18 protein-coding genes and 4 pseudogenes are annotated in these 22,733 nt (G+C 42.3%); 12 read left to right on the top strand and 10 right to left on the bottom strand.

The window, feature by feature from the left end:
* Positions 1 to 340 precede the first annotated feature (340 nt).
* The 3 genes and pseudogenes from DXA05_RS01910 (at position 341) to DXA05_RS01900 (ending at position 5,297) form a co-directional block, all read left to right on the top strand.
* A pseudogene (locus DXA05_RS01910) lies at positions 341 to 2,916 on the top strand (DUF5686 family protein).
* A gap of 6 nt (positions 2,917 to 2,922) precedes the next feature.
* Entirely contained in the window at positions 2,923 to 4,194 is a 1,272-nt protein-coding gene (locus tag DXA05_RS01905; RefSeq protein WP_008022094.1) for a replication-associated recombination protein A, read from the top strand.
* A 146-nt stretch (positions 4,195 to 4,340) separates the two neighbouring features.
* Positions 4,341 to 5,297: a D-2-hydroxyacid dehydrogenase gene (locus DXA05_RS01900; protein ID WP_008017346.1), complete on the top strand. Its 957-nt coding sequence runs from the start codon at positions 4,341 to 4,343 to the stop codon at positions 5,295 to 5,297.
* Positions 5,298 to 5,545: 248 nt separating this feature from the next.
* Here the strand turns inward: DXA05_RS01900 and cydB are convergent, their stop codons facing one another.
* The 3 genes and pseudogenes from cydB to DXA05_RS01885 all read right to left on the bottom strand — a co-directional run bounded on the left by cydB (position 5,546) and on the right by DXA05_RS01885 (position 8,525).
* A complete protein-coding gene (cydB, locus tag DXA05_RS01895; protein ID WP_128858694.1) occupies positions 5,546 to 6,688 on the bottom strand; it encodes a cytochrome d ubiquinol oxidase subunit II in 1,143 nt (380 codons plus the stop codon).
* 33 nt (positions 6,689 to 6,721) lie between these two features.
* Positions 6,722 to 8,268 (bottom strand): annotated as a pseudogene (locus DXA05_RS01890) (cytochrome ubiquinol oxidase subunit I).
* Between the two features lie 20 nt (positions 8,269 to 8,288).
* Positions 8,289 to 8,525, bottom strand: a complete 237-nt coding sequence (locus tag DXA05_RS01885; protein WP_074708221.1) for a DUF4492 domain-containing protein — start codon at positions 8,523 to 8,525, stop codon at positions 8,289 to 8,291.
* A 218-nt stretch (positions 8,526 to 8,743) separates the two neighbouring features.
* Between DXA05_RS01885 and DXA05_RS01880 the strand changes: the two genes are divergently transcribed.
* The 9 genes from DXA05_RS01880 to DXA05_RS01840 all read left to right on the top strand — a co-directional run bounded on the left by DXA05_RS01880 (position 8,744) and on the right by DXA05_RS01840 (position 17,843).
* The gene (locus tag DXA05_RS01880) at positions 8,744 to 10,141 is read left to right on the top strand and encodes a TolC family protein (protein WP_165861460.1); all 1,398 of its coding nucleotides are present in this window, start codon (positions 8,744 to 8,746) and stop codon (positions 10,139 to 10,141) included.
* 46 nt (positions 10,142 to 10,187) lie between these two features.
* Positions 10,188 to 11,408 carry an efflux RND transporter periplasmic adaptor subunit gene (locus DXA05_RS01875; protein WP_087318343.1) on the top strand — a complete coding sequence of 407 codons (1,221 nt, stop codon included), beginning with the start codon at positions 10,188 to 10,190 and terminating at the stop codon, positions 11,406 to 11,408.
* Between the two features lie 48 nt (positions 11,409 to 11,456).
* A complete protein-coding gene (locus tag DXA05_RS01870) occupies positions 11,457 to 12,200 on the top strand; it encodes an ABC transporter ATP-binding protein (protein WP_128858693.1) in 744 nt (247 codons plus the stop codon).
* Between the two features lie 177 nt (positions 12,201 to 12,377).
* On the top strand, positions 12,378 to 13,598 hold the full coding sequence (locus tag DXA05_RS01865) for an ABC transporter permease (protein ID WP_087318344.1): 1,221 nt from the start codon (positions 12,378 to 12,380) through the stop codon (positions 13,596 to 13,598).
* A 38-nt stretch (positions 13,599 to 13,636) separates the two neighbouring features.
* Positions 13,637 to 14,698: a histidine kinase gene (locus DXA05_RS01860; RefSeq protein ID WP_128858692.1), complete on the top strand. Its 1,062-nt coding sequence runs from the start codon at positions 13,637 to 13,639 to the stop codon at positions 14,696 to 14,698.
* A 96-nt stretch (positions 14,699 to 14,794) separates the two neighbouring features.
* Positions 14,795 to 15,493: a LytTR family DNA-binding domain-containing protein gene (locus DXA05_RS01855; RefSeq protein WP_004313366.1), complete on the top strand. Its 699-nt coding sequence runs from the start codon at positions 14,795 to 14,797 to the stop codon at positions 15,491 to 15,493.
* Between the two features lie 367 nt (positions 15,494 to 15,860).
* A complete protein-coding gene (locus DXA05_RS01850) occupies positions 15,861 to 17,084 on the top strand; it encodes a site-specific integrase (RefSeq protein ID WP_004318751.1) in 1,224 nt (407 codons plus the stop codon).
* A gap of 97 nt (positions 17,085 to 17,181) precedes the next feature.
* Positions 17,182 to 17,388: a hypothetical protein gene (locus DXA05_RS01845; RefSeq protein WP_128858691.1), complete on the top strand. Its 207-nt coding sequence runs from the start codon at positions 17,182 to 17,184 to the stop codon at positions 17,386 to 17,388.
* Positions 17,389 to 17,393: 5 nt separating this feature from the next.
* Positions 17,394 to 17,843 (top strand): DUF5053 domain-containing protein, encoded by a 450-nt coding sequence (locus tag DXA05_RS01840; RefSeq protein WP_004300324.1) that lies wholly within the window; start codon positions 17,394 to 17,396, stop codon positions 17,841 to 17,843.
* Between the two features lie 301 nt (positions 17,844 to 18,144).
* Here DXA05_RS01840 and DXA05_RS01835 read toward each other — a convergent pair whose 3' ends face one another.
* The 7 genes and pseudogenes from DXA05_RS01835 to DXA05_RS01805 all read right to left on the bottom strand — a co-directional run bounded on the left by DXA05_RS01835 (position 18,145) and on the right by DXA05_RS01805 (position 22,721).
* A complete protein-coding gene (locus DXA05_RS01835; protein WP_004318758.1) occupies positions 18,145 to 18,858 on the bottom strand; it encodes a hypothetical protein in 714 nt (237 codons plus the stop codon).
* Positions 18,859 to 19,016: 158 nt separating this feature from the next.
* Complete coding sequence (locus DXA05_RS01830; RefSeq protein ID WP_004318760.1) at positions 19,017 to 19,487, bottom strand: DUF6808 domain-containing protein; 471 nt, start codon at positions 19,485 to 19,487, stop codon at positions 19,017 to 19,019.
* A pseudogene (locus DXA05_RS01825) lies at positions 19,484 to 20,061 on the bottom strand (N-acetylmuramoyl-L-alanine amidase). Before DXA05_RS01825 ends, DXA05_RS01830 begins: the two are co-directional and overlap by 4 nt.
* Positions 20,045 to 20,571: pseudogene (locus DXA05_RS28285) on the bottom strand (hypothetical protein). The pseudogenes DXA05_RS01825 and DXA05_RS28285 overlap by 17 nt, the downstream one beginning before the upstream one ends.
* The gene (locus DXA05_RS01815) at positions 20,568 to 20,855 is read right to left on the bottom strand and encodes a hypothetical protein (RefSeq protein ID WP_004300312.1); all 288 of its coding nucleotides are present in this window, start codon (positions 20,853 to 20,855) and stop codon (positions 20,568 to 20,570) included. The pseudogene DXA05_RS28285 and the gene DXA05_RS01815 overlap by 4 nt, the downstream one beginning before the upstream one ends.
* 203 nt (positions 20,856 to 21,058) lie before the next feature.
* Positions 21,059 to 21,337: a hypothetical protein gene (locus DXA05_RS01810; RefSeq protein WP_004300310.1), complete on the bottom strand. Its 279-nt coding sequence runs from the start codon at positions 21,335 to 21,337 to the stop codon at positions 21,059 to 21,061.
* The gene (locus DXA05_RS01805; RefSeq protein ID WP_128858690.1) at positions 21,300 to 22,721 is read right to left on the bottom strand and encodes an RNA-directed DNA polymerase; all 1,422 of its coding nucleotides are present in this window, start codon (positions 22,719 to 22,721) and stop codon (positions 21,300 to 21,302) included. Before DXA05_RS01805 ends, DXA05_RS01810 begins: the two co-directional genes overlap by 38 nt.
* Between the last annotated feature and the right edge of the window lie 12 nt (positions 22,722 to 22,733).

Genomic DNA, 22,733 nt, shown 5'->3' with positions numbered 1-22,733 from the left:
TTCCCGGCATGGGACTGTTAGTTTCATGCCTTGAAACTAATAGTTTCACACCGAGAAACAAAGTGTTTCACACCGAGAAACCAACAGTTTCATGCCGGGAAACAAAAAGTTTCAAGGGTCGAAACAAAAAGTGTCCTACAACGGGAGCAAAGGTTTCAAATACCGAAACCGGGAGAACGAAATGCGGAAACGCCCTTATCTAAAGGATTAACAGCGGGATGTTCCTTGAATTATCGGACGATATATGCTTGTAAACAACAAAAAACGATGGGTAAAAAAAGTTATATATTCTGTTATCCTTAGAGTTATTTGTTAACTTTGCAGCCCTACTACAAACGTTATGATACAACGATATAACAAAATACTTATACTGTTCTTACTCGTATTGGTAGCTTCCAATGCTTTTGCGCAGCAAATTAAAGGGGTAGTCACTGATTCGGTTACCCACGAGCCATTGATGTATATCTCTGTTTACTACCAGGAAAAGAGAGATATGGGTACCATCACCAATATTGACGGAGAATACAGTCTTGAAGCCCGCAGAAACGGAGGAACACTGGTATTCTCCGCTGTAGGTTATATCAGTAAAACGGTTCGGGTTGGTTCCAACAATCAGACAGTGAACGTTAAGTTAGCTCCGGATAATGTGCTCCTGAACGAGGTTGTCGTGAAACCTCAAAAGGAGAAATATTCCCGCAAAAACAATCCGGCAGTGGAATTCATGAAGAAGGTAATCGAACACAAAAAGGCACAAGTCCTCGAAGTGAACGATACTATCAGTACGACAAGTACGAGAAGATGAAAATGTCTATCAACGACCTCACACCGGAAAAGCTTGAAAAAGGTATCTACAAAAAATATTCATTCTTAAGAGACCAAGTGGAAGTGTCGGAAACAACCAATAAGTTGATTCTCCCTATTTCCGTACAGGAAACGTCCTCGCAAACCATCTACCGCAAAAATCCCGAAAACAAGAAAACGATTATCAAAGGAAAGAACTCTAATGGTATAGAAGAATTTTTCTCTACGGGAGATATGCTCGGTACCGTATTGAAAGACGTATTTGCCGACATCAATATCTACGATGATGATATCCGGTTGCTTCAGCAGCGTTTCGTCAGTCCGATCGGTAACAATGCCATCTCATTTTATAAATATTATCTGATGGATACATTGATGGTAAACAAACGCGAATGTGTCCACCTTACTTTTGTTCCGCAAAACTCGCAGGACTTCGGATTCACCGGCCATCTGTATGTATTGAATGATTCTACATACGCCGTTCAGAAATGTACAATGAACCTGCCTAAAAAGACCGGAGTCAACTTTGTCAACCGCATGGACATCACGCAACAGTATGAGCAACTGCCCAACGGCAACTGGGTATTGGCGGATGATGACATGACCGTAGACCTTTCCTGGAATTCCAACAAAACAGCAGGTGGATTGCAGGTGGAACGAACCACGAAATATAGTAATTATAAATTCGATCCTATTGAACAACGACTGTTCCGGTTGAAAGGCAGCGTGATAAAAGAAGCGGATATGCTCTCGAAAAGCGATGAGTACTGGGCGAGTGTCCGTCAAGTACCATTGACAAAGAAAGAAAGTTCGATGGATGTATTCGTCAACCGTCTTGAACAGATTCCGGGATTCAAATACATCATCTTCGGAGCGAAAGCACTGATTGAGAACTTTGTAGAGACAGGAAGCAAAGAGCATCCGAGCAAAGTGGACATCGGCCCTATCAACACCATGATTTCGAGCAATTACATTGATGGTACCCGTTTCCGGTTGAGCGGTATGACTACGGCTCATTTCGACAAGCACTGGTTCTTGAGCGGATACGGAGCGTACGGTCTGAAAGACGAACGCTGGAAATATAGCGGAACGGTGACTTATTCGTTCAACAAACGCGATTATGTGGTTTGGGAGTTCCCGAAACATTATCTTTCGGCAACGTACAGTTATGATGTAATGTCTCCGATGGACAAATTCCTGTTTACGGATAAAGATAATATCTTCCTGTCGGTCAAAACAACGACAGTAGACCAAATGTCGTATATGCGCGACGCCACCATTAATTATGAACTCGAAACGCTGACCGGATTCGGAGTGAAAGCCATGCTGCGCCACCGTAACGACGAGCCTACCGGCAAACTGGAATATCTGCGTAATGATGCCGCACAAACCCGTGTGCACGATGTCACGACTTCCGAAGCAAGTCTGACGCTGCGCTATGCGCCGGGCGAATCATTTGTCAACTCCAAGCAACGCCGCGTGCCCGTGTCGCTGGACGCTCCTATCTTTACGCTCACTCATGCTATGGGTTTCAAAGGAGTATTGGGCGGGGATTATAACTTTAACCGCACGGAAGCAAGTGTGTGGAAACGTTTCTGGCTCCCAGCTTCTTGGGGAAAGATTGATTGCAGCGTGAAAGCAGGTGCAGAATGGAGCACAGTTCCTTTCCCGTTGTTAATCCTGCCGGAAGCCAACTTGTCCTACATCACCCAGCGCGAAACGTTCAACTTGATTAATAACATGGAATTCCTGAACGACCGTTACGCTTCCATGTCATTATCATACGACATGAATGGAAAACTCTTCAACCGTATTCCTCTTATCAAGAACCTGAAATGGAGGGAAATGTTCCGTGTACGTGCTTTGTGGGGAACATTGACGGACAAGAACAATCCGTTCAAGAGCAACAATCCTGATTTGTTCCGTTTCCCGACACGCGACGGTAAGTTCACCAGTTTCGTGATGGACCCGAAAGTGCCGTATGTCGAAGCAAGTGTAGGTATCTACAACATTTTCAAGTTGCTGCACGTTGAGTATGTACATCGTTTCACTTATCGTGATAATCCGGGTATCAACAAAAACGGTATCCGCTTCATGGTATTAATGGTATTCTAAAAAATTATGCAACCACTAGCAGAACGGTTACGGCCAAAGACTTTGGATGATTATATCGGTCAGAAACATTTAGTTGGACCGGGGGCTATCTTGCGGAAAATGATTGACGCAGGACGCATCTCTTCGTTTATTCTCTGGGGACCTCCCGGAGTGGGTAAAACAACCCTTGCGCAAATCATTGCCAACAAACTGGAAACACCTTTCTATACGTTAAGTGCCGTGACTTCCGGTGTGAAGGATGTGCGCGAAGTGATAGAACGTGCCAAGAGCAACCGCTTCTTTTCACAGTCCAGCCCAATTCTGTTTATTGATGAAATCCATCGGTTCAGCAAGTCGCAGCAGGATTCTCTGTTGGGAGCGGTAGAAAACGGAACAGTCACGCTGATTGGCGCAACAACGGAGAATCCGTCGTTTGAGGTCATCCGCCCTCTCCTGTCCCGCTGCCAGCTTTATGTGCTCAAATCTTTGGAGAAAGAAGATTTATTGGAGCTTCTGCAACGTGCCATCACCACGGATGCCGTATTGAAAGAACGCAAAATTGAATTGAAAGAAACAACGGCCATATTGCGTTTCTCCGGTGGAGACGCCCGCAAGCTGCTTAATATATTGGAACTCGTTGTGCAATCGGAAACGGAAGAGACTGTTGTCATCACCGATGAAATGGTGACCGAACGGTTGCAACAAAATCCGCTGGCATACGACAAGGATGGAGAGATGCATTATGACATTATCTCCGCTTTCATCAAGTCTATTCGTGGCAGTGATCCCGATGGAGCGATCTACTGGCTGGCCCGTATGGTGGAAGGAGGCGAAGATCCTGCTTTCATTGCCCGCCGACTGGTGATTTCGGCTGCCGAGGACATTGGTTTGGCAAACCCGAACGCACTGCTTCTCGCTAACGCCTGCTTTGAAACATTGATGAAAATCGGCTGGCCCGAAGGACGGATTCCTTTAGCTGAAACAACGATTTATCTGGCTACCAGTCCGAAGAGTAATTCGGCATACAGCGCAATCAATGACGCACTGGAGTTAGTCCGTTCAACCGGCAATCTGCCTGTCCCCTTGCATCTGCGCAATGCTCCGACCAAACTGATGAAGCAACTGGGCTACGGACAGGAATATAAATATGCACACAGCTATGAAGGTAACTTTGTCAAACAGCAATTCCTCCCGGACGAACTGAAAGACAAACGGATATGGCAACCGCAAAACAATCCGGCAGAGCAGAAACATGCCGAACGGATGATACAGTTGTGGGGAGACAAATTCAAGAAATGATATTTTCAGGCATAGATTACACGGATTACGCAGATGCTTCATGCAAAGCATATTTTAAGAAAACGTGAAATCCGTGTAATTCGCGCTATAATATCAATATGTTGTTAAGAAAACACGTATAACTTATTATTAATATTGAAATTGAAATGAAGATTGTAGTTTTAGACGGCTTTGCCGCCAATCCCGGAGATTTATCCTGGGAAGGTATGAAAGTTCTTGGAGAATGTACAATTTATGATCGTACAGCTCCGGAAGAGGTATTAGAACGTGCAGCCGGTGCAGAAGCAATTCTGACTAACAAGGTAATCATCAATGCAGACCACATGGCTGCACTGCCCGAACTGAAATATATCGGTGTATTGGCTACCGGATACAACGTGGTAGACACAGCTGCTGCCAAAGAACGGGGAATCGTCGTTACTAATATTCCTTCATACAGCACCGCTTCCGTTGCTCAAATGGTATTTTCGCATATCCTGAACATCACTCAACAAGTGCAACACCACTCCGAAGAAGTGCACAAAGGCCGTTGGACAAACAACAAAGATTTCTGTTTTTGGGACACTCCGTTGATGGAACTTCGGGATAAGAAAATCGGTCTGGTAGGACTGGGAAACACCGGATATACCACAGCGCGTGTTGCTATCGGATTCGGTATGCAAGTGTACGCATTGACTTCTAAATCTCACTTCCAGTTGCCACCGGAAATCAAGAAGATGGATTTGGATCAATTGTTCAGCGAATGCGATATTATCAGTTTGCACTGCCCGCTTACACCGGATACACGCGAAATGGTGAATGCACGCCGTCTTGCCATGATGAAGCCGACAGCCATCTTAATCAATACCGGTCGCGGACCGCTTATCAACGAACAAGATCTTGCAGATGCTTTGAACAGCGGTAAGATTTATGCAGCCGGCGTAGACGTGCTTTCTACCGAACCGCCTTGTGCCGACAATCCATTGCTGACAGCAAAGAACTGCTACATCACTCCGCACATTGCCTGGGCAACCATAGAGGCTCGCGAACGTCTGATGAATATTGCAATCAGCAATCTTCAGGCTTACATTTCTGGCAAACCGGAGAATGTAGTCAATAAATAATTAGCATTAGTGTAATTCATAACGAGGGTGTCATAATGCCCGAAGTGTTTAGGCACACACGTTAAGTATAAAATATATAAAAAGCTCCCCTTATTTTATCTCTCTACCATGACTTAGAGTGATGTTAAATAAGGGGAGTTTATTTGTTCCGACTAGAATCTCTATTTCGAAATTCTATATGGACAATGTATGAGTGTATGGACAAAATTATTAGTACACAGACACAAGACTAATATACAAATAATATATTAGTATGAGTGTCCTCCTTCATCCATTTCTTTCTCGGTAATCTTATGTCGGTCGATACTACGCCAAGCGTAGAAAATATAAGCAATCACAAACGGAACAAGAATGGAAACATAAGCCATTGTCTTCAGTGTAAATTCACTGGAGCAGCTATTGACTAATGTCAATGAGCTTTGCAGGTCGGTATATGACGGATAATAGGCAGTATTGTTGTACCCTGCTACCAGTAGCAAAGATAAAACAGTCAGCACCGTACCGATTCCTGCAAACCAGATACCTTTATCAAAAGTCTTTTTAAGCAATGTCTTTCCGATACCGAAAAGAACCAGTACCACCCCAATCAGGAATAAAACCAACACTACCGGCATTTCGATAAAGTTTGTGAGATACTTGTATGGCTGCATATAAATCTCCTGTGTTTCCGGGTTAACAGCAAAGCCTTCGGACACCAATGTACGAATGACAAACGACAAAAAGAATACAAGGAACAAGACTGTGTTATTGCGTACTGCACGACGACATTTGTCGGTCAGTTCTTTGTCATCAATATTATTAATGAAATAGAGTGCTCCCAATACACGGGCAAGGAAGAAGACAGCCAATCCGAGAATTACATTCCAGATATTCGTCAACGCATCCAATCCGTGCCAGCCATTTCCCCAATGACTGATTACCGGCATAATAGTGTCTGTCATATTGGCCTTATTAATATAGAAATCAGAACCGGTGAAGAAAGTAGCCACCGCCCCGCCAAGTAACACAGGACCCACGACCCCATTAATCACCAAGAAAGTCTGATATGTCTTTTTACCTAACAGATTTCCTGCCTTACTCTGAAACTCATAACTGACAGCCTGCAATACAAAACTGAAAAGTATAATCATCCAAAGCCAATAAGCACCACCGAAACTGGTACTGTAGAACAACGGGAAAGAAGCAAAGAAAGCTCCTCCAAACGTCACCAACGTAGTAAACGTAAACTCCCACTTACGCCCGGTAGAATTCACCATCATCTTACGATGCTCTTCGGTTTTACCCAGACAGAACAATAATGAATTACCTCCCTGCACAAACAATAAGAACACGAGTATGGCTCCCAGCAAGGAAACGACAAGCCACCAATATTGTTGCAAAAATATATACATAAAATTCAAGTATTAAGTAATAAGTATTAAGTATTATGCGTCCGGTCCTTTCTTGATAGCTTTCACCATAATTCCGACACCTGCAATCAGCATCACTGTAAACAGGAGCAGGAAGATAAAGAACGTAGTTTGCACGGAGCTTACATCCAGTTTGGAGATAGCAGCCATCGTAGGCAACATATCGCGGATAGCCCACGGCTGACGACCACATTCGGCAACCACCCATCCGGCTTGTCCGGCGATGTAACCCAAAGGAATTGTCAGCAAAGCAATCCAGTGCATCCAGCGCATCTTACTCAAATCCTTTTTATAGATAAAGAAAAGAACGACTATAAAGAACAGGATGAAATATCCGCCCAAGATTACCATTATACGGAATGCGTAGAAGTTGAGAGGAACATTCGGAACCAGTTGGTTCACATCTTTGATATATCCGTAGCCAAAATAGGGAATATTTTCCTGCAATACATTATATGCAATCTTCGCATCTTCCTCGTGTCCGGCACTCTTTGCAGCACGATAGGCAGCCAATGCGCCGATAGCCGTTTTACCACGTTCTATCTTCTCGGCAGCAGAGAGAGCCTTCGATCCGTCTTTCAACTGATACCCACCTTCGATGATATTCGTAATGCCCGGAACGTAACCGTCCACATTACGCTCGGCAAGGAAAGAAAGCATACTCGGGATTTCAAAACGGAAGAGGAAAGGATCTTTCCCATCGTTGTAAGTCTTCTTTTCAGGGTTCAATACTCCTATTCCGACCAGACTGACATTCGTTCCGCCTTCATACAGACCTTCCACAGCAGCCAGTTTCATCGGTTGTGTTTGGGCAATCTGATAACCGGAACCGTCACCCGTCCAAACAGAAAGCAACGATGCTACCAATCCGAGATTGCACCAATCTTGATGCTGGCCAGTGCAAACTCACGATTTCGTTTCTTCAGCAAGTACCAACAACTGATACCGACTACAAAAATAGCACCCAACACCCAGCCGGACAATACCGTGTGGAAGAACTTATTGACTGCTACAGGCGAGGTAGCCACCGCCCAAAAATCAACCATCTCATTACGGACAGTGTCAGGATTGAATTCCATGCCTACCGGATGCTGCATCCATGCGTTGGCAACGAGAATCCACCAGGCAGAAATCGTAGCCCCCAGTCCTGTCAGCCAGGTGGAAGCCAAGTGGAAACGTTTACTTACTTTTCCCCATCCGAAGAACATAACCGCGATAAACGTAGCTTCCATAAAGAATGCCAGAATACCTTCAATAGCCAACGGAGCACCGAAGATATCCCCTACAAACCACGAATAATTGCTCCAGTTCGTACCGAATTCAAACTCCAGAATCAAACCCGTTGCCACACCGATGGCAAAGTTAATACCGAAAAGTTTCATCCAAAACTGGGCAGTCTTTTTCCAAAATTCGTTGCCTGTTTTATAATACAGCGTCTCCATGATTCCCATCACCACTGCCAGTCCGAGTGTGAGGGGAACAAAAATCCAGTGGTACATGGCTGTCATCGCAAATTGGGCTCTCGACCAATCGATCAGCGAGGTGTCAATACTTTCAATCATAATCCTATGTAGTTTAAGAGTTAAAAATCAGTAGATTTATTGGGGATGGCACGTTCTATCAGTTCATTTCCCACGTATGTACCTTTATCGGCATCCGTTGGGTGGTCGCCGAGGAAATCAGGGAAAAAGAACATTTTGAGGATGAAGAACATGACGAATAATTTCAGCAAAATAATAACCCATAGAGTACGTCCTAAGGTCATACTACGGAAGCCCTCCAAATAGAAATTCCAGATCGTAAGCAGTGTATTCTTCATATGTTTACGTTATAATTTGTAATGAGTACAAATATACATTTTTTATAATTAAAACAAACAAGTAGTCAAAAAAGTTGCAAGATTTGTCGTGTTTTTCTTCAAAAACCTACCTATCGACAGAAAAAAATCATTTAACGGCGAAATAACGTCATCCGTCTATCGTTTTTGCGGCATATATAATATGTACGTACCTTCGCTAACAGTAAATCAATAGAAGTATGAATATGATAAATGTAAGAAGATTGACAGTGATGACATTTCTTGGAGCAAGTATGCTGTCCGGCATATCTGCCCAGGTTTCTCCGCTGCAAGTCGATACGCTGAAAAAAACGAAAATCCCGGATCAATGGGACTTGCAGTCATGCATCAACTATGCAAAGGAGCAGAACATTACAATTCGCAAGAACCGGATCACTGCGGCCAGCACGCAGATTGATGTGAAGACAGCTAAAGCTGCCTTGTTCCCCAGTCTTTCGTTTTCTACCGGCCATCAGGTGGTGAATCGTCCGTACCAAGAGACAAGTAGCCGGGTGAGCGGTAGCGAGATTATCAGTAGCAACAGCAAAACGAGCTACAACGGTAATTATGGACTGAATGCTTCGTGGACTCTATATAATGGTAATAAACGGTTGAAAACCATCCAACAGGAGAAGTTGAATAATCAGATGGCCGAGCTGGATGTGGCGACTTCCGAAAATAATATTCAGGAGTCTATCGCCCAAGTATATATCCAGATTCTTTATGCAGCCGAATCTGTGAAAGTAAACGAAAACACCCTGCAAGTTTCCATTGCGCAGCGCGACCGAGGACAGGAACTTCTGAATGCCGGAAGTATTGCCAAAAGTGACCTCGCGCAACTGGAAGCACAGGTGAGCACCGACCGATACCAACTTGTCACCGCGCAAGCCACTCTTGAAGATTACAAATTGCAACTGAAACAACTGCTCGAACTGGATGGGGAGAATGAAATGAACATCTACCTCCCTGCCCTGTCCGACGAAAATGTACTGGCTCCGCTGCCTACCAAAAGAGATGTGTACATCAGCGCATTGAGCCTTCGTCCGGAGATTGAAGCGAGCAAACTGAATGTAGAAGCTTCTGAACTGGGTATCAATATCGCTAAATCGAGCTATTTCCCTACCATCAGCCTTAGCGCAGGAATCGGAACCAACCATACCAGCGGCAGCGATTTCACCTTCGGAGAACAAGTGAAGAACGGATGGAACAACTCTATCGGACTGTCTGTCAGTGTACCTATCTTCAATAACCGTCAAACGAAAAGTGCCGTACAAAAAGCTAAATTGCAGTACGAAACGAGCATGTTATCCTTGCTTGACGAACAAAAGGCACTGTACAAAACCATTGAAAGCCTTTGGCTGGATGCCAACAGCGCGCAACAGCGTTATGCTGCCGCAAACGAAAAGTTGAAAAGTACACAAATCAGCTATGAGTTGATTAGCGAACAGTTTAATCTGGGAATGAAGAATACCGTAGAACTCCTTACTGAAAAAAATAATTTGCTGCAAGCACAGCAGGAACAGCTTCAGGCTAAATATATGGCTATACTGAATACGCAGTTGCTGAAGTTCTATCAGGGAGATCAATTAGCTTTATAAAGAGTATAAAATCAGCATTATAAATAAGTAAAAGCATAATAAACGAATGAAAACGAAAAAGATTATTCTAATCGCCGTAGTAGTCGTCGTGGTTGTAGGAGCAGGAATATGGCTCTTTGCCGGTTCACCCGCCAAACACAAAGTGACGTACGCCACCGCTACTGTCAGTAAAGGCGATATTTCAAATTCGGTGACTGCTACCGGAACGATCGAACCGGTAACGGAAGTAGAAGTCGGTACGCAGGTGTCCGGTATCATCGACAAAATTTACGTAGACTACAACTCGGAAGTAACCAAAGGACAACTGATTGCTGAGATGGACCGTGTCACATTGCAAAGTGAACTGGCCTCACAGCAGGCAACTTACGATGGTGCGAAAGCTGAATATGAATATCAGAAAAAGAATTATGAACGCAGCAAAGGCTTGCACGAAAAGTCACTGATTAGTGATACGGACTTCGAACAGGCACTCTACAATTATCAGAAAGCGAAAAGCAGCTATGACAGCAGTAAGGCATCGCTCGCGAAAGCGGAACGTAACCTATCTTACGCTACCATTACTTCACCGATTGACGGAGTAGTCATCAGCCGTGATGTAGAAGCAGGACAAACCGTTGCTTCCGGATTCGAAACTCCGACACTGTTTACCATTGCTGCCGACCTGACACAGATGCAAGTAGTAGCCGACGTAGATGAAGCTGATATAGGTGGTATCATAGAAGGCCAACGAGCCAGCTTCACGGTAGATGCTTATCCGAATGATGTATTCGAAGGTGTGGTTACACAGATTCGTTTGGGCGACGCAAGCAGTACGAGCAGCACGAACAGCACTTCAACAGTAGTCACTTACGAAGTAGTCATCTCTGCCCCCAACCCTGACTTGAAACTGAAGCCGCGTTTGACGGCTAATGTCACGATTTATATCCTTGACAAAAAAGACGTATTGTCCGTTCCGAACAAAGCCTTACGATTCACACCGGAAAAACCACTGATCGGTAAAAATGACATCGTGAAAGATTGCGAAGGCGAACATAAACTTTGGACGCGCGAAGGAACTACATTCACCGCTCATCCGGTAGAAGTGGGAATCAGCAACGGTATATCCACCGAAATTATCAGTGGTATTCCTGAAGGGACAAAGGTGGTAACCGAAGCTACTATAGGTGTAATGCCCGGTGAAAACATGGGACCTGAAGGAAATATGGAAAATGGCGGAGAAAGAAGCCCGTTCATGCCAGGCCCTCCGGGAAGTAAGAAGAAAAAATAATTATTCAATGTGCCAATAACGAATTGGCGCATTAGCACATTATTTACGATGAAAAAAGTAATTGAAATACAAAATATCAAACGTAACTTTCAGGTAGGCGACGAGACCGTTCACGCATTGCGGGGCGTTTCGTTCAATATCAATGAAGGGGAGTTTGTCACCATCATGGGTACTTCCGGTTCGGGGAAGTCTACGCTGCTTAATATATTAGGCTGCCTGGACACCCCGACCAGCGGAGAGTATCTGCTCGACGATATTCCCGTACGTACGATGAGCAAGCCTCAACGTGCGGTACTAAGAAACCGGAAGATTGGATTCGTGTTCCAAAGCTACAATCTGTTGCCTAAAACAACGGCAGTGGAAAATGTGGAACTACCGCTGATGTATAACTCTGCCGTCAGTGCTTCCGAACGTCGTCGACGTGCCATCGAATCTTTACAGGCCGTAGGATTGGGGGATCGTCTGGAACACAAATCCAACCAGATGTCCGGCGGGCAGATGCAACGGGTAGCCATTGCACGTGCCTTGGTCAACAATCCGGCAGTAATTCTTGCCGACGAAGCGACCGGAAACCTCGATAGCCGTACTTCCTTCGAGATACTTGTACTGTTTCAGAAACTTCATGCAAAGGGACGTACGATTATCTTTGTGACACATAATCCCGAACTTTCGCAATATAGCAGCCGGAATATCCGGCTGCGTGACGGTCAGGTTATAGAAGATACGACCAATCCCAAAATTCTGTCTGCCGCCGAAGCGCTGGCTGCATTGCCAAAGAATGACGAGGATTAATTAATGTGATAAGGAGTAATGAAGTTATAAGAGGCAATTCATGTGATAAGGAACAATGAAGTTATAAGATGATATGCTTAGAGCATCACGCCAACATTTTACAGTCTCATAACTTTATAACCTTATAATAGCCTTATACCTTCAGAACCCCATTAATAACTCCATAACTTTATAAACATGAATGGAACTAATTTATTAAAGATAGCTCTCCGGGCATTGGCGAACAATAAGCTGCGTGCTTTTCTAACCATGCTCGGTATCATTATCGGTGTTGCTTCCGTCATCACGATGCTGGCTATCGGACAAGGTTCGAAGAAAAGCATCCAGCAGCAGATTTCCGAAATGGGATCGAACATGATTATGATTCATCCGGGAGCCGATATGCGTGGAGGTGTCCGGCAGGACCCGTCTGCGATGCAGACCTTGAAGCTTGCCGATTACGAGGCCTTGCGCGATGAGACCAGTTTCCTGTCTGCCATCAGTCCCAATGTTTCGTCATCGGGACAGCTTATTGCCGGTAACAACAACTATCCGGCTTCGGTGAACGGTGTCGGAACAGAATATCTCGATATTCGCCAACTGACTGTTGAGAACGGAGATATGTTTACAGAAGCTGACATACAGAGCTCGGCCAAAGTGTGCGTGATTGGAAAGACCATAGTCGACAATCTGTTTCCGGACGGAAGTGATCCGGTTGGTAAGATTATCCGTTTCAACAAAATACCTTTCCGTGTAGTAGGAGTGCTCAAAGCAAAAGGGTACAACTCTATGGGACAAGACCAAGATGCCGTAGTGCTTGCACCATATACCACCGTAATGAAACGTCTGCTTGCCGTTACGTATTTGCAGGGAGTATTTGCCTCTGCCCTCACCGAGGATATGACGGACTATGCAACTGACGAAATCAGTACAATCCTCCGCCGCAACCATAAACTGAAGGCTTCGGATGATGATGATTTCACCATCCGCACCCAACAGGAATTGAGCACGATGCTCAACTCAACCACCGATTTGATGACTACTCTGCTTGCTTGCATCGCAGGTATTTCGCTGGTAGTGGGTGGTATCGGGATTATGAATATCATGTATGTATCCGTTACGGAGCGTACCCGTGAAATCGGTCTGCGTATGTCTGTCGGCGCACGCGGGGTCGACATTCTAAGTCAATTCCTCATCGAAGCCATCATGATTAGTATCACGGGAGGTATCATCGGAGTGATTATCGGCTGCGGAGCCAGTTGGATTGTCAAGAGCGTAGCGCATTGGCCTATCTATATCCAGCCGTGGAGCGTATTCCTCTCCTTCGCAGTATGTACAGTTACAGGAGTCTTCTTCGGATGGTATCCGGCTAAGAAAGCAGCAGATTTAGATCCGATAGAAGCCATCAGATACGAATAAAATGGATAATTACCAATAAAAGAATTATCTTTGTCTTTATGAAACAAACCTTTACATCCGCACGTCGTCCCCTGGAAGTACTGATACACATTATCAGCTGGGGGATTATGTTCGGTTTCCCGTTCTTCTTCGTCGAACGTGGAAACGGGAACATCAACTGGATGGCTTATACACGCCACCTTGCCGTACCACTCTCTTTCATGATTGTGTTCTACGTGAATTATTTCATTCTTGTGCCGCGCTATCTTTTCCAGAGTCAGGCCAAAAGATATGTGGTCTACAATATTATCTTTTTATGCGCCATCGGTGTGTTGCTTCATCTCTGGCAAAGTCTGACGTTCGATCCGTCATTCGCTCCCAAATCAAAAAGACCGGGGATGCCTCCGGGATGGTTGTTTTTCCTTAGGGATATGTTGAGTCTCGTATTCACTATCGGACTAAGTGCCGCTATCCGCATGAGTGCCCGATGGACACAGAATGAAGCTGCCCGAAAAGAGGCGGAACGGAACCGTGCGGAAGCGGAACTGAAGAACCTGCGGAACCAACTGAACCCTCACTTTCTGCTGAATACGCTGAATAATATCTATGCACTGATTGCATTTGATTCGGACAAGGCGCAACAGGCAGTTCAGGAGTTGAGCAAACTGCTTCGTTATGTGTTATATGATAACCAGCAGACATACGTTCCTCTCTGTAAGGAGGTCGATTTTATCCGCAATTATATCGAACTGATGCGCATCCGTCTGTCCGCCAACGTGCAGATGATTACTAAATTCGATATTCAGCCCGACAGTCAGATGCTCATTGCCCCGCTTATCTTTATCTCTTTGATAGAGAATGCTTTCAAGCATGGCATCTCCCCTACTGAATCAAGTTTCATCAGTATTCATATTTTGGAGAATGATAAGGAAGTGATTTGTGAAATCCGCAATAGTAATCATCCTAAGACAGTGGAGGATAAGAGTGGATCGGGCGTGGGATTGGAACAAGTCAGCCGTCGGTTGGAGATACTTTATCCCGGAGCTTATACGTGGTTGAAAGGCGTCTCAAAAGATGAAAAGGTATACGAATCGAGATTGAGTATCAAGATTAGAGAGTAGAAAGAAAAACGTTCAGTATAAAACGTTAAGTACAAATGTTTAGTACAAAACGTCAAGTACAAGATTTTGGATATAAAACTTTAGATATAAAACAGTATGATGTTACGTTGCGCAATCGTTGACGATGAGCCTTTAGCTCTTAGCTTGTTAGAGAGTTATGTGAATAAGACTCCGTTCCTGCAACTTGCAGGAAAGTATTCCAGTGCGGTTCAGGCGATGAAAGAATTGCCGGGCGAAGAGGTCGACCTCCTGTTTCTGGACATTCAGATGCCGGAGCTTAACGGTCTGGAGTTCTCGAAGATGGTAGATCCGCATACCCGTATTGTATTTACCACCGCTTTCGGACAGTATGCCATCGACGGTTATCGTGTCAATGCACTCGATTACCTGCTAAAACCAATCTCATACGTTGATTTCCTGCAAGCTGCCAACAAAGCTCTCCAATGGTTCGAACTCGTGCAGAAACCGGAAGAGATAGATAGTATCTTTGTGAAAAGTGACTACAAACTGGTACAAGTGGACTTGAAGAAAATCATGTATATCGAAGGACTGAAAGATTACATCAAAATATATACGGAAGACGCTCCCAAACCTATCCTGTCACTGATGAGTATGAAAGCCATGGAAGAGCTCTTGCCATCCAGTCGTTTCATACGTGTGCACCGCTCATTCATCGTACAGAAAGATAAAATACGTGTGATTGACCGCGGACGTATCGTGTTTGACAAGACATATATTCCTATCAGCGATAGTTACAAGCAAGTTTTTCAGACTTTTCTTGACGAAAGGAGCTGATTATTCATTATTTTATCGGTAAAAAAGTGATTTTTGTCGATTATAGTTTGCCAAAATCCGTTTTATATCTACCTTTGCAAAGAACAGAAAGGGATTGTGAAATTCCAAGAATAGAATAGTTTAGTTAAGTCTAGTTTAGTTTTTGTGTTGATCGGAAGCCTGCGAGCGAGCATGAGCTTCCGATTTTTATTTTATTGATATACAGAATATTAAAAGCACAATCGAACTATTTTTCCTATCAATTAGTAGTCTATAATAGAGAGCAAAAACGTCACTTTTGACGCTATAAAATGGTCGGATTATGGTCGGAAAATTCCCGGATTAGAATCTGATTATAAGTAAATTACAATAGGATGTTAAAAAAATAATGGTCGAAAACGCCATTTTTACCCTAAAAACACAAATTATGGCTACATTAACATTGGTAATAGTTCCCGCAAAAAGGTTATCAGACGGGACACACAAAATAAGAATTCGAGTCGCACACAACTCTGAAACGAGATTCATCACCACGGATATAGTGGTAAGGGAAAACGAGTTTAAGAACGGTAAAATAGTACACCGTCCAGACAAGGATTTTCTCAATACAAAATTACAACAGCTATACAACCTTTATTTCAAGCGATACATGGAACTGGACTACCCTGATTCGCTCACGTGCACGCAATTAGTCAAAATGATAACTAACCCGTTAAACGGAGAAAAGCATCGTAAGTTCGAGGATATCGTGGATGAATATCTGTCCCAAATAGATGAAGAAGAACGTACCAAGACATACAAACTCTATCGGCTGGCCACAAACAAGTTTATGCAATTCATCGGGAACGGTTCTCTCATGGAACATATTACCCCTATCAGAATGAACCAGTACATATCATGGCTCAAAAAGACAAAGCTGTCAAGCACCACAATCAACATCTACATAACCCTGCTAAAGGTTATCATTAACTATGCTATAAAGATGAGATACGTCACCTACGATATCGACCCTTTCATCACAGCCAGAATTCCATCAGCCCAAAAGAGGGAAACGCAAATCACCGTCGAAGAACTCAAGACAATCAGGGACGCCAATTTAGAGCATTACAATCTCAACGTCACACGGGACATTTTCATGCTTACTTATTATCTTGCCGGCATGAACCTAGTAGACATACTAGCATACGATTTCCGGACGGATGAAATAAACTACATCCGAAAAAAGACCAAAAACACCAAAGAGGGGGACTCCCTGATTTCCTTTTCCATTCCCGAAGAAGCAAAGCCCATTATAAAAAAGTATATGAAAAAGAATACAGGGAAAATCATATTCGGGAAATACAAGAACTATACCTCCTGCTATAACCTGCTGGCCAGGAAAATCAGTCAATTAGGCAAGGTGGCAGGAATCAGGCATAAATTCACCCTATATTCAGCCCGCAAATCTTTCGTCCAACATGGATATGACCTGGGAATTCCTCTTAGTACACTGGAATACTGTATCGGGCAATCAATGAAAGAAGATAGACCAATCTTCAACTATGTCACAATAATGAGAAAACACGCTGATAAAGCAATCAGGGAAATACTTGACAACTTGAAAAATGAATAATCACATATAAAATAAATCACTAAGAATTTGCATAATAACCAAATGCTTATTATCTTTGTAGTGTCAAATAAGAGTTCTTAATTTTAATGTTTAACTGATGAAAGATGAAGAAAAAAAAGAATTAGAACAAGAGTATGAGAATTTAAAACTTCTCGCTTCATTTCACGAGGCCTATGGGGTTCCTGAAAATGCCAAAGAACGGGAAGCGCTTATAAATGACATACTCGATCGGATGAACGAAATCCAAGAGAAATTAAAAAAAGTTGTAATTAACATCCCCTCTTCGGGGAGGGACAAACATTAAAAGCTATGATAGATTGGAATGATTGCCTGCCAACAAAAGAAATGCAGGCTGACTTTGAAAGATTCAAAGAACTAAAAACCACAGAAGAAAAAGAAGCTTTCAAAAAGGAAATGCAGGATAAATATAATAAACTACCGGAAGCCCAAAAGGAAGCCTACAAAAAAGCATCTGAAGCTGGGCTAAAAGCAACGGTAAATGCCTGCAATGATTATATAGAAAGAGTGGAAGAAGCCATATTACGTGATAAACTTGGAGAATTGCCCGAAGCAATCTCATTCAGTTATATTGCAAAGAAATATTTTGGTAAAAGTAGAAACTGGCTATATCAGCGTATTAACGGAAATATAGTCAACGGGAAAAAGGCTCGCTTTACTGACAATGAACTCAAAACGTTCCTGAACGCTTTGAACGATGTTAGCGAAATGATTCATCAGACATCATTAAAAATCAGTTAAGCTCTTATTTGACACCATCCCTGCATTGAGCCGATGCAGGGATTTTTATTGTCTAATCGAAAAATAATTGTATCTTTGCAACATCAAGATAATACGGACATAATTCGGATTATTTTGGTTTGACTTTGGTGAGGGGGTGGTTCCCCTCACTTTTTTTATATCCACGATCGAACTTTTCATTTATATATTAGTACTATCTTATGTAACCCTTCTTGAGAGTTTGTTGATTCGTGTGTTGTTGATAGGAAGGATTACAAAAAAGGCAGCCTAATAAGCTGCCTTTCATTTACCTTCAATCCAATTATTTACTTACATCCCAATCAAAAGAATAAACATAACCATTGATAGGTATATTTATAGTTAGAATCTTTCCCTTTTTTCTTTTAATGTTCATATATCCTATTATACCCTCATTGGGATGTACTGTTGTCTTCTTTAGATATCCTTGCCTTTTTATTTCCCTATCATTATCCATCATTTTACCCAATGTTTGTAGTTGATAAGATGATGCCATATTAGCTTGAAAAGCCGCATTTGCATCATAATGGTTGGTCACTGTTGTATAAGCGGTACCATTTGACGAATACGATGTGGAATAAGATGTAGAATATCCGGCACTTCCTGCACTAAGCCCAGAAGAAAAGCCATATAAGGCCATAGCCCAGTTTTGAGACTTTCTTATCTTTTTCTGAAAAGCTTCATTTGTGTATACCATTAATTGATAATTATCTCCTCTATTAGTCAGCAAATGAGAAGTAACATCGTCCGGCGTAAATATGACCGACGAATCACACTGATTCTTGATGAAAACATCAATCCGATAATATTTTCCATAATCATCCTTCGTTTCATAAGTCGTAAGGCCAACGATAAAACCATTCGCATTTCTATATGCCCAAAGATTCCCATCATTATATTCTGTCATAACCGTAGAATCATTTTCTGATAGAATTAAAGTTTGTGCTTTGGATATTATTGAAATACACGCAAAAAGAAATAAACATATATATTTCATACCTTCAATATAATTTATATAAGTTACATCATAAGATTAGATTAAAATGTAAATACGAAATTATAAATAATATGTGAAATATCCAAAAAGAATTTAGCAGTAAAAAAAATAATGGAGAAGTAATCTACGAATACTAGTGTATTGTATTTCCTTTTTCATTACCACATAATCAAATTACAGCTTATTCCCACCCCAACATACCAACCGCCCGGATAACTATATCCTGTCTGTAAGCCTAATCCCCAACGTTTTTTCTTCTGTAAAGGTGAAAGAGTAATAATTTCCTTGTCTCTGTACACCTCCATGAAATCAAGACTAGGCTTATATCCACTAACTATGGCCCGGTAATTATCAGTTTTATATTCCTTGCTTACAATAGGTACAAGTACCGGAATTGAATCACCTTCTACGGTTCTGTCAGTCGTAGTATCTATCAAGATAGGTAAATATACCGTATCGATACGCTTTGGAGTTCTCTTTGCCGGTTTGGGTATTGTGTCTCTTACTGTGTCCCGGACATGTACAGTATCTCCCTTAATGTACACAGTTGACAGATCGTGCAGATGACAACGCATCCACACGATCACGCCAAACAATAGACAGACTAATATCCACGGAAGAGACTTCATATGCCTAGATATTTACAAATGCCTTTCACATGAAGAGAAACAATAGTCCGTTTCCCCTCCTCTGACAGCAGGAAATCCACATCTTCTTTGTTATCCTGAAACAGATTCTCCGTCAGAACAGCCGGACACTTCGTATGTTTCAAGATATAAAAACTACTCTCCTTATCTGGATCACCGTCTGCCATATCCTTCCGTATTTTCATTCCAAACAAACATTCTTCAGCAGTAGCATACAGACAGTCAGCCAGCTTATCGGCTTTTGTCTGTCCCACACTGGTCCATGCTTCCCAACCACGTGCTTGCATCCAATTTGAACCATTACCGGCTGCATTGCAATGGATAGAAATAAGAATTGCTTCAGAAGTCTTATATTCATTCACTCGCCTACAACGTTCTGACAAAGGAACATCTATTTCCTCTTTCACGACCAGTTCCGCATCAATACCTAATTTACGCAATTCAAATACTACACGCCCAGCAATTTCACGGGTATAAGAGTATTCCCTTAACCTACCATCGGAGAACACTTACCCGGAGTATTGCTACCGTGACCGTTATCAATCAATATTTTCATATCTTTCCTCTTTATCTAGTTCGTTTTCGATTCTATCAATAATTCCTTGTACGTGCGTAGGCGTAGCCGCTTAAATTCAAAACGTATTACATGATAAATTATACGAAACCCTTTGTTTCTAGGATAAGCAATAATCAGATTCTTAAATGCGTTCTGAAGATATACATAAGAAAATACATACGTAATAGTCTTAATAACTAACAATGAGTTCTCACCGTCTCCTATCAAGCTCATAAAGGAGAAGACTACTTCAATGATTATAAGATAGAGGAGAAGTTCGACCAAGGCATTTTTAAACTTATCCCACTTAAAGTTTTTACAACGTATAATTGAAACACCATCAGCCCTCATTCCGCACCAAATATTAAATCCAAACATTACAACTAATGCTATAAGAAAACCTTTAGTCGGCGTTAAATAAGCAAGAAGAGAACTGAACATCGAAACGAAAATAATTCGTATCTGGTCTACATTAAATAACTCATATAACCATCTCATAATATTAATCATAAAGTTACTACCAATATTGAAAACACAGTAATCAGCCCAGGAAGCAAAACAGTAGCTAATGCGTCAAGCCAATCAAAGATGAACCCGCACTTTTTCTGAATGTACTCAACCACTATTGCGGCAATGGCGGTTGTCGTTAAAGAAACAATAGCAGATTTACAGAAATCAATGCCTAATAGAAGGAAACAGAAAACAAGCATTACAACAAAGACGAACATCCCGGCTTTGACGTGTGCCGGTCGGTTAGATTGCAAAAGCCAATCATACAATACTTTTATACCCATACTCATAGCGTTTAATTATTAATAAAATATTCTGTATGGAACAAATGTATTGAGTATAATAACGAGTTTTACAAAAATGGAAAATCTTGGAAATCAATTCTATGATAAATATCTATAAAACAAGACATTATAATTTTCACTTTTTCCATAAATAAAAAAGGGATGCTTGATAAGCACCCCTAAACAACCAACAGATTGAACTATTAATCCGTAAACATATACACGGAAAGATCAACCTTTTCTATTTCGTCTGAAATTGTATCTCCATACATTGTAAGACACACCCGATAACGGTCAATACTTCTTTGAATCTGTTGCAAGGTAGGTTTCTCGGGATATTCCGAACTGGCAAAAGTTACCAGTTCTTCACCATTCTCACTGGTACCAACCACCCGGAAGTGATGACGCACAATCCAGGTTCCATCCGGCTGTTGCTCGATAGGCTTAGCAATCCCACGCGGTAAGATATTTTTTTGATCCATGTTTTTTGATATGTTTAATTAGTTGTTTTCTATGGTTATATTTATTCTTCAATACAAACTTTTCAAAATGTCCTTCGATATAAACATATTCCCACCATTCAGGAAGCAACATCGCTGCAATTTTACGGCGGATATTGTACGTTGCAAAGTGTTTCATCAGGCCATAATAAGAGTTCATTGTACTCACAAACTTCTCAACATACGCTTCTGCAAATCCATTTTCAGCTATTTTATTAAATTTCCTGACAGCGTTATATGTGTTACCAACCACCCTGTTAGATACATAAATTCTACCAGGCAAAATGAACGCCCCAACAAACAAGACTCCTTTTTTATAATGCTGAAGATACAGTTTGCGTGGATGCAACCGTAAAAGGAGTTGTTCTTTCAGGAAGCCATCAAGAAGATGGACTTTGGACAATATTTCTTCCGGAGATTTCACCACGATACAAAAGTCATCAACAAAGCGTACATAATGCCTGAATCCTAATATCACCATTACATAATAATCGAAAACAGACGCCAAGAAGTTAGCTATGAGTTGCGACGGCAAGTTCCCGATAGCCACTCCCCTGTCAGGATCATTATGAAACAGACTCTTATTACTGGGAAGTTTGTCCCACATGGAGACGGGAGAGCGTCTGATACACTTATTTTGTGGGCAATGAAAGATAGTAACGGCTAGAAGATAAAGCAGACATTCAATATCATCGCCTTTATAATTGTCCCTTACGAATATGTTCAGCATTTCCCATACCAACGATTTCGAGATAGACATGAAGAAACTGAACAGGTCATCTTTGAAAATGTACGCATCGGCAGTATAATTCTCACTGACCTCGACTATCATGTTATTCAGATAGTGCACGGCAGACAGACATCCCTCACCTTTCCGGCAGTTCTTCGAGACGTTCCCTTGTTCCCGAAAACGTTCCTCTAAAATCGGCTCGATACGAAGAGCGATCCAGTGATGGACAACACGATCAATGAAAGCGGCGGCAAAAACCTCCCGATATACCGGGTAAGTCCGTATGAATACTTTTGAAAAGTCCGGTACATATTCACCGTAAATAATAGAATACCATAGCCGCACCAATGCAGACTGATAATCATTATAGAACTCAACACAATCCGTACTCGTTCTTTTCTGCCTGGCACAATCTTCGGATGCTTCGAAAATACTGCTAAGAAGTATGTCATAGATTATATTACCTGTTGCGGCGAGGGGACGAACCCGGTTCGCGTTCTGGCGGTTGTTCGTGTTGACGTTGCCGTTGTTGAAGTTCACGTTCCAACTGCTGGAAGCCGTTGCATCCGCTATCTTAGTCTTTCCCGGCTCATCACCGGGGGGATGCCCAATAAATAATTCTAATTGCTCACTCATAATCCCCTTGGC

Origin of the sequence: Bacteroides sp. AM54-2NS (genome assembly GCF_003602935.1) — a bacterium.
GTDB classification, from domain to species: domain Bacteria; phylum Bacteroidota; class Bacteroidia; order Bacteroidales; family Bacteroidaceae; genus Bacteroides; species Bacteroides xylanisolvens.
This window is presented reverse-complemented; position numbering and strand designations above follow the sequence as displayed.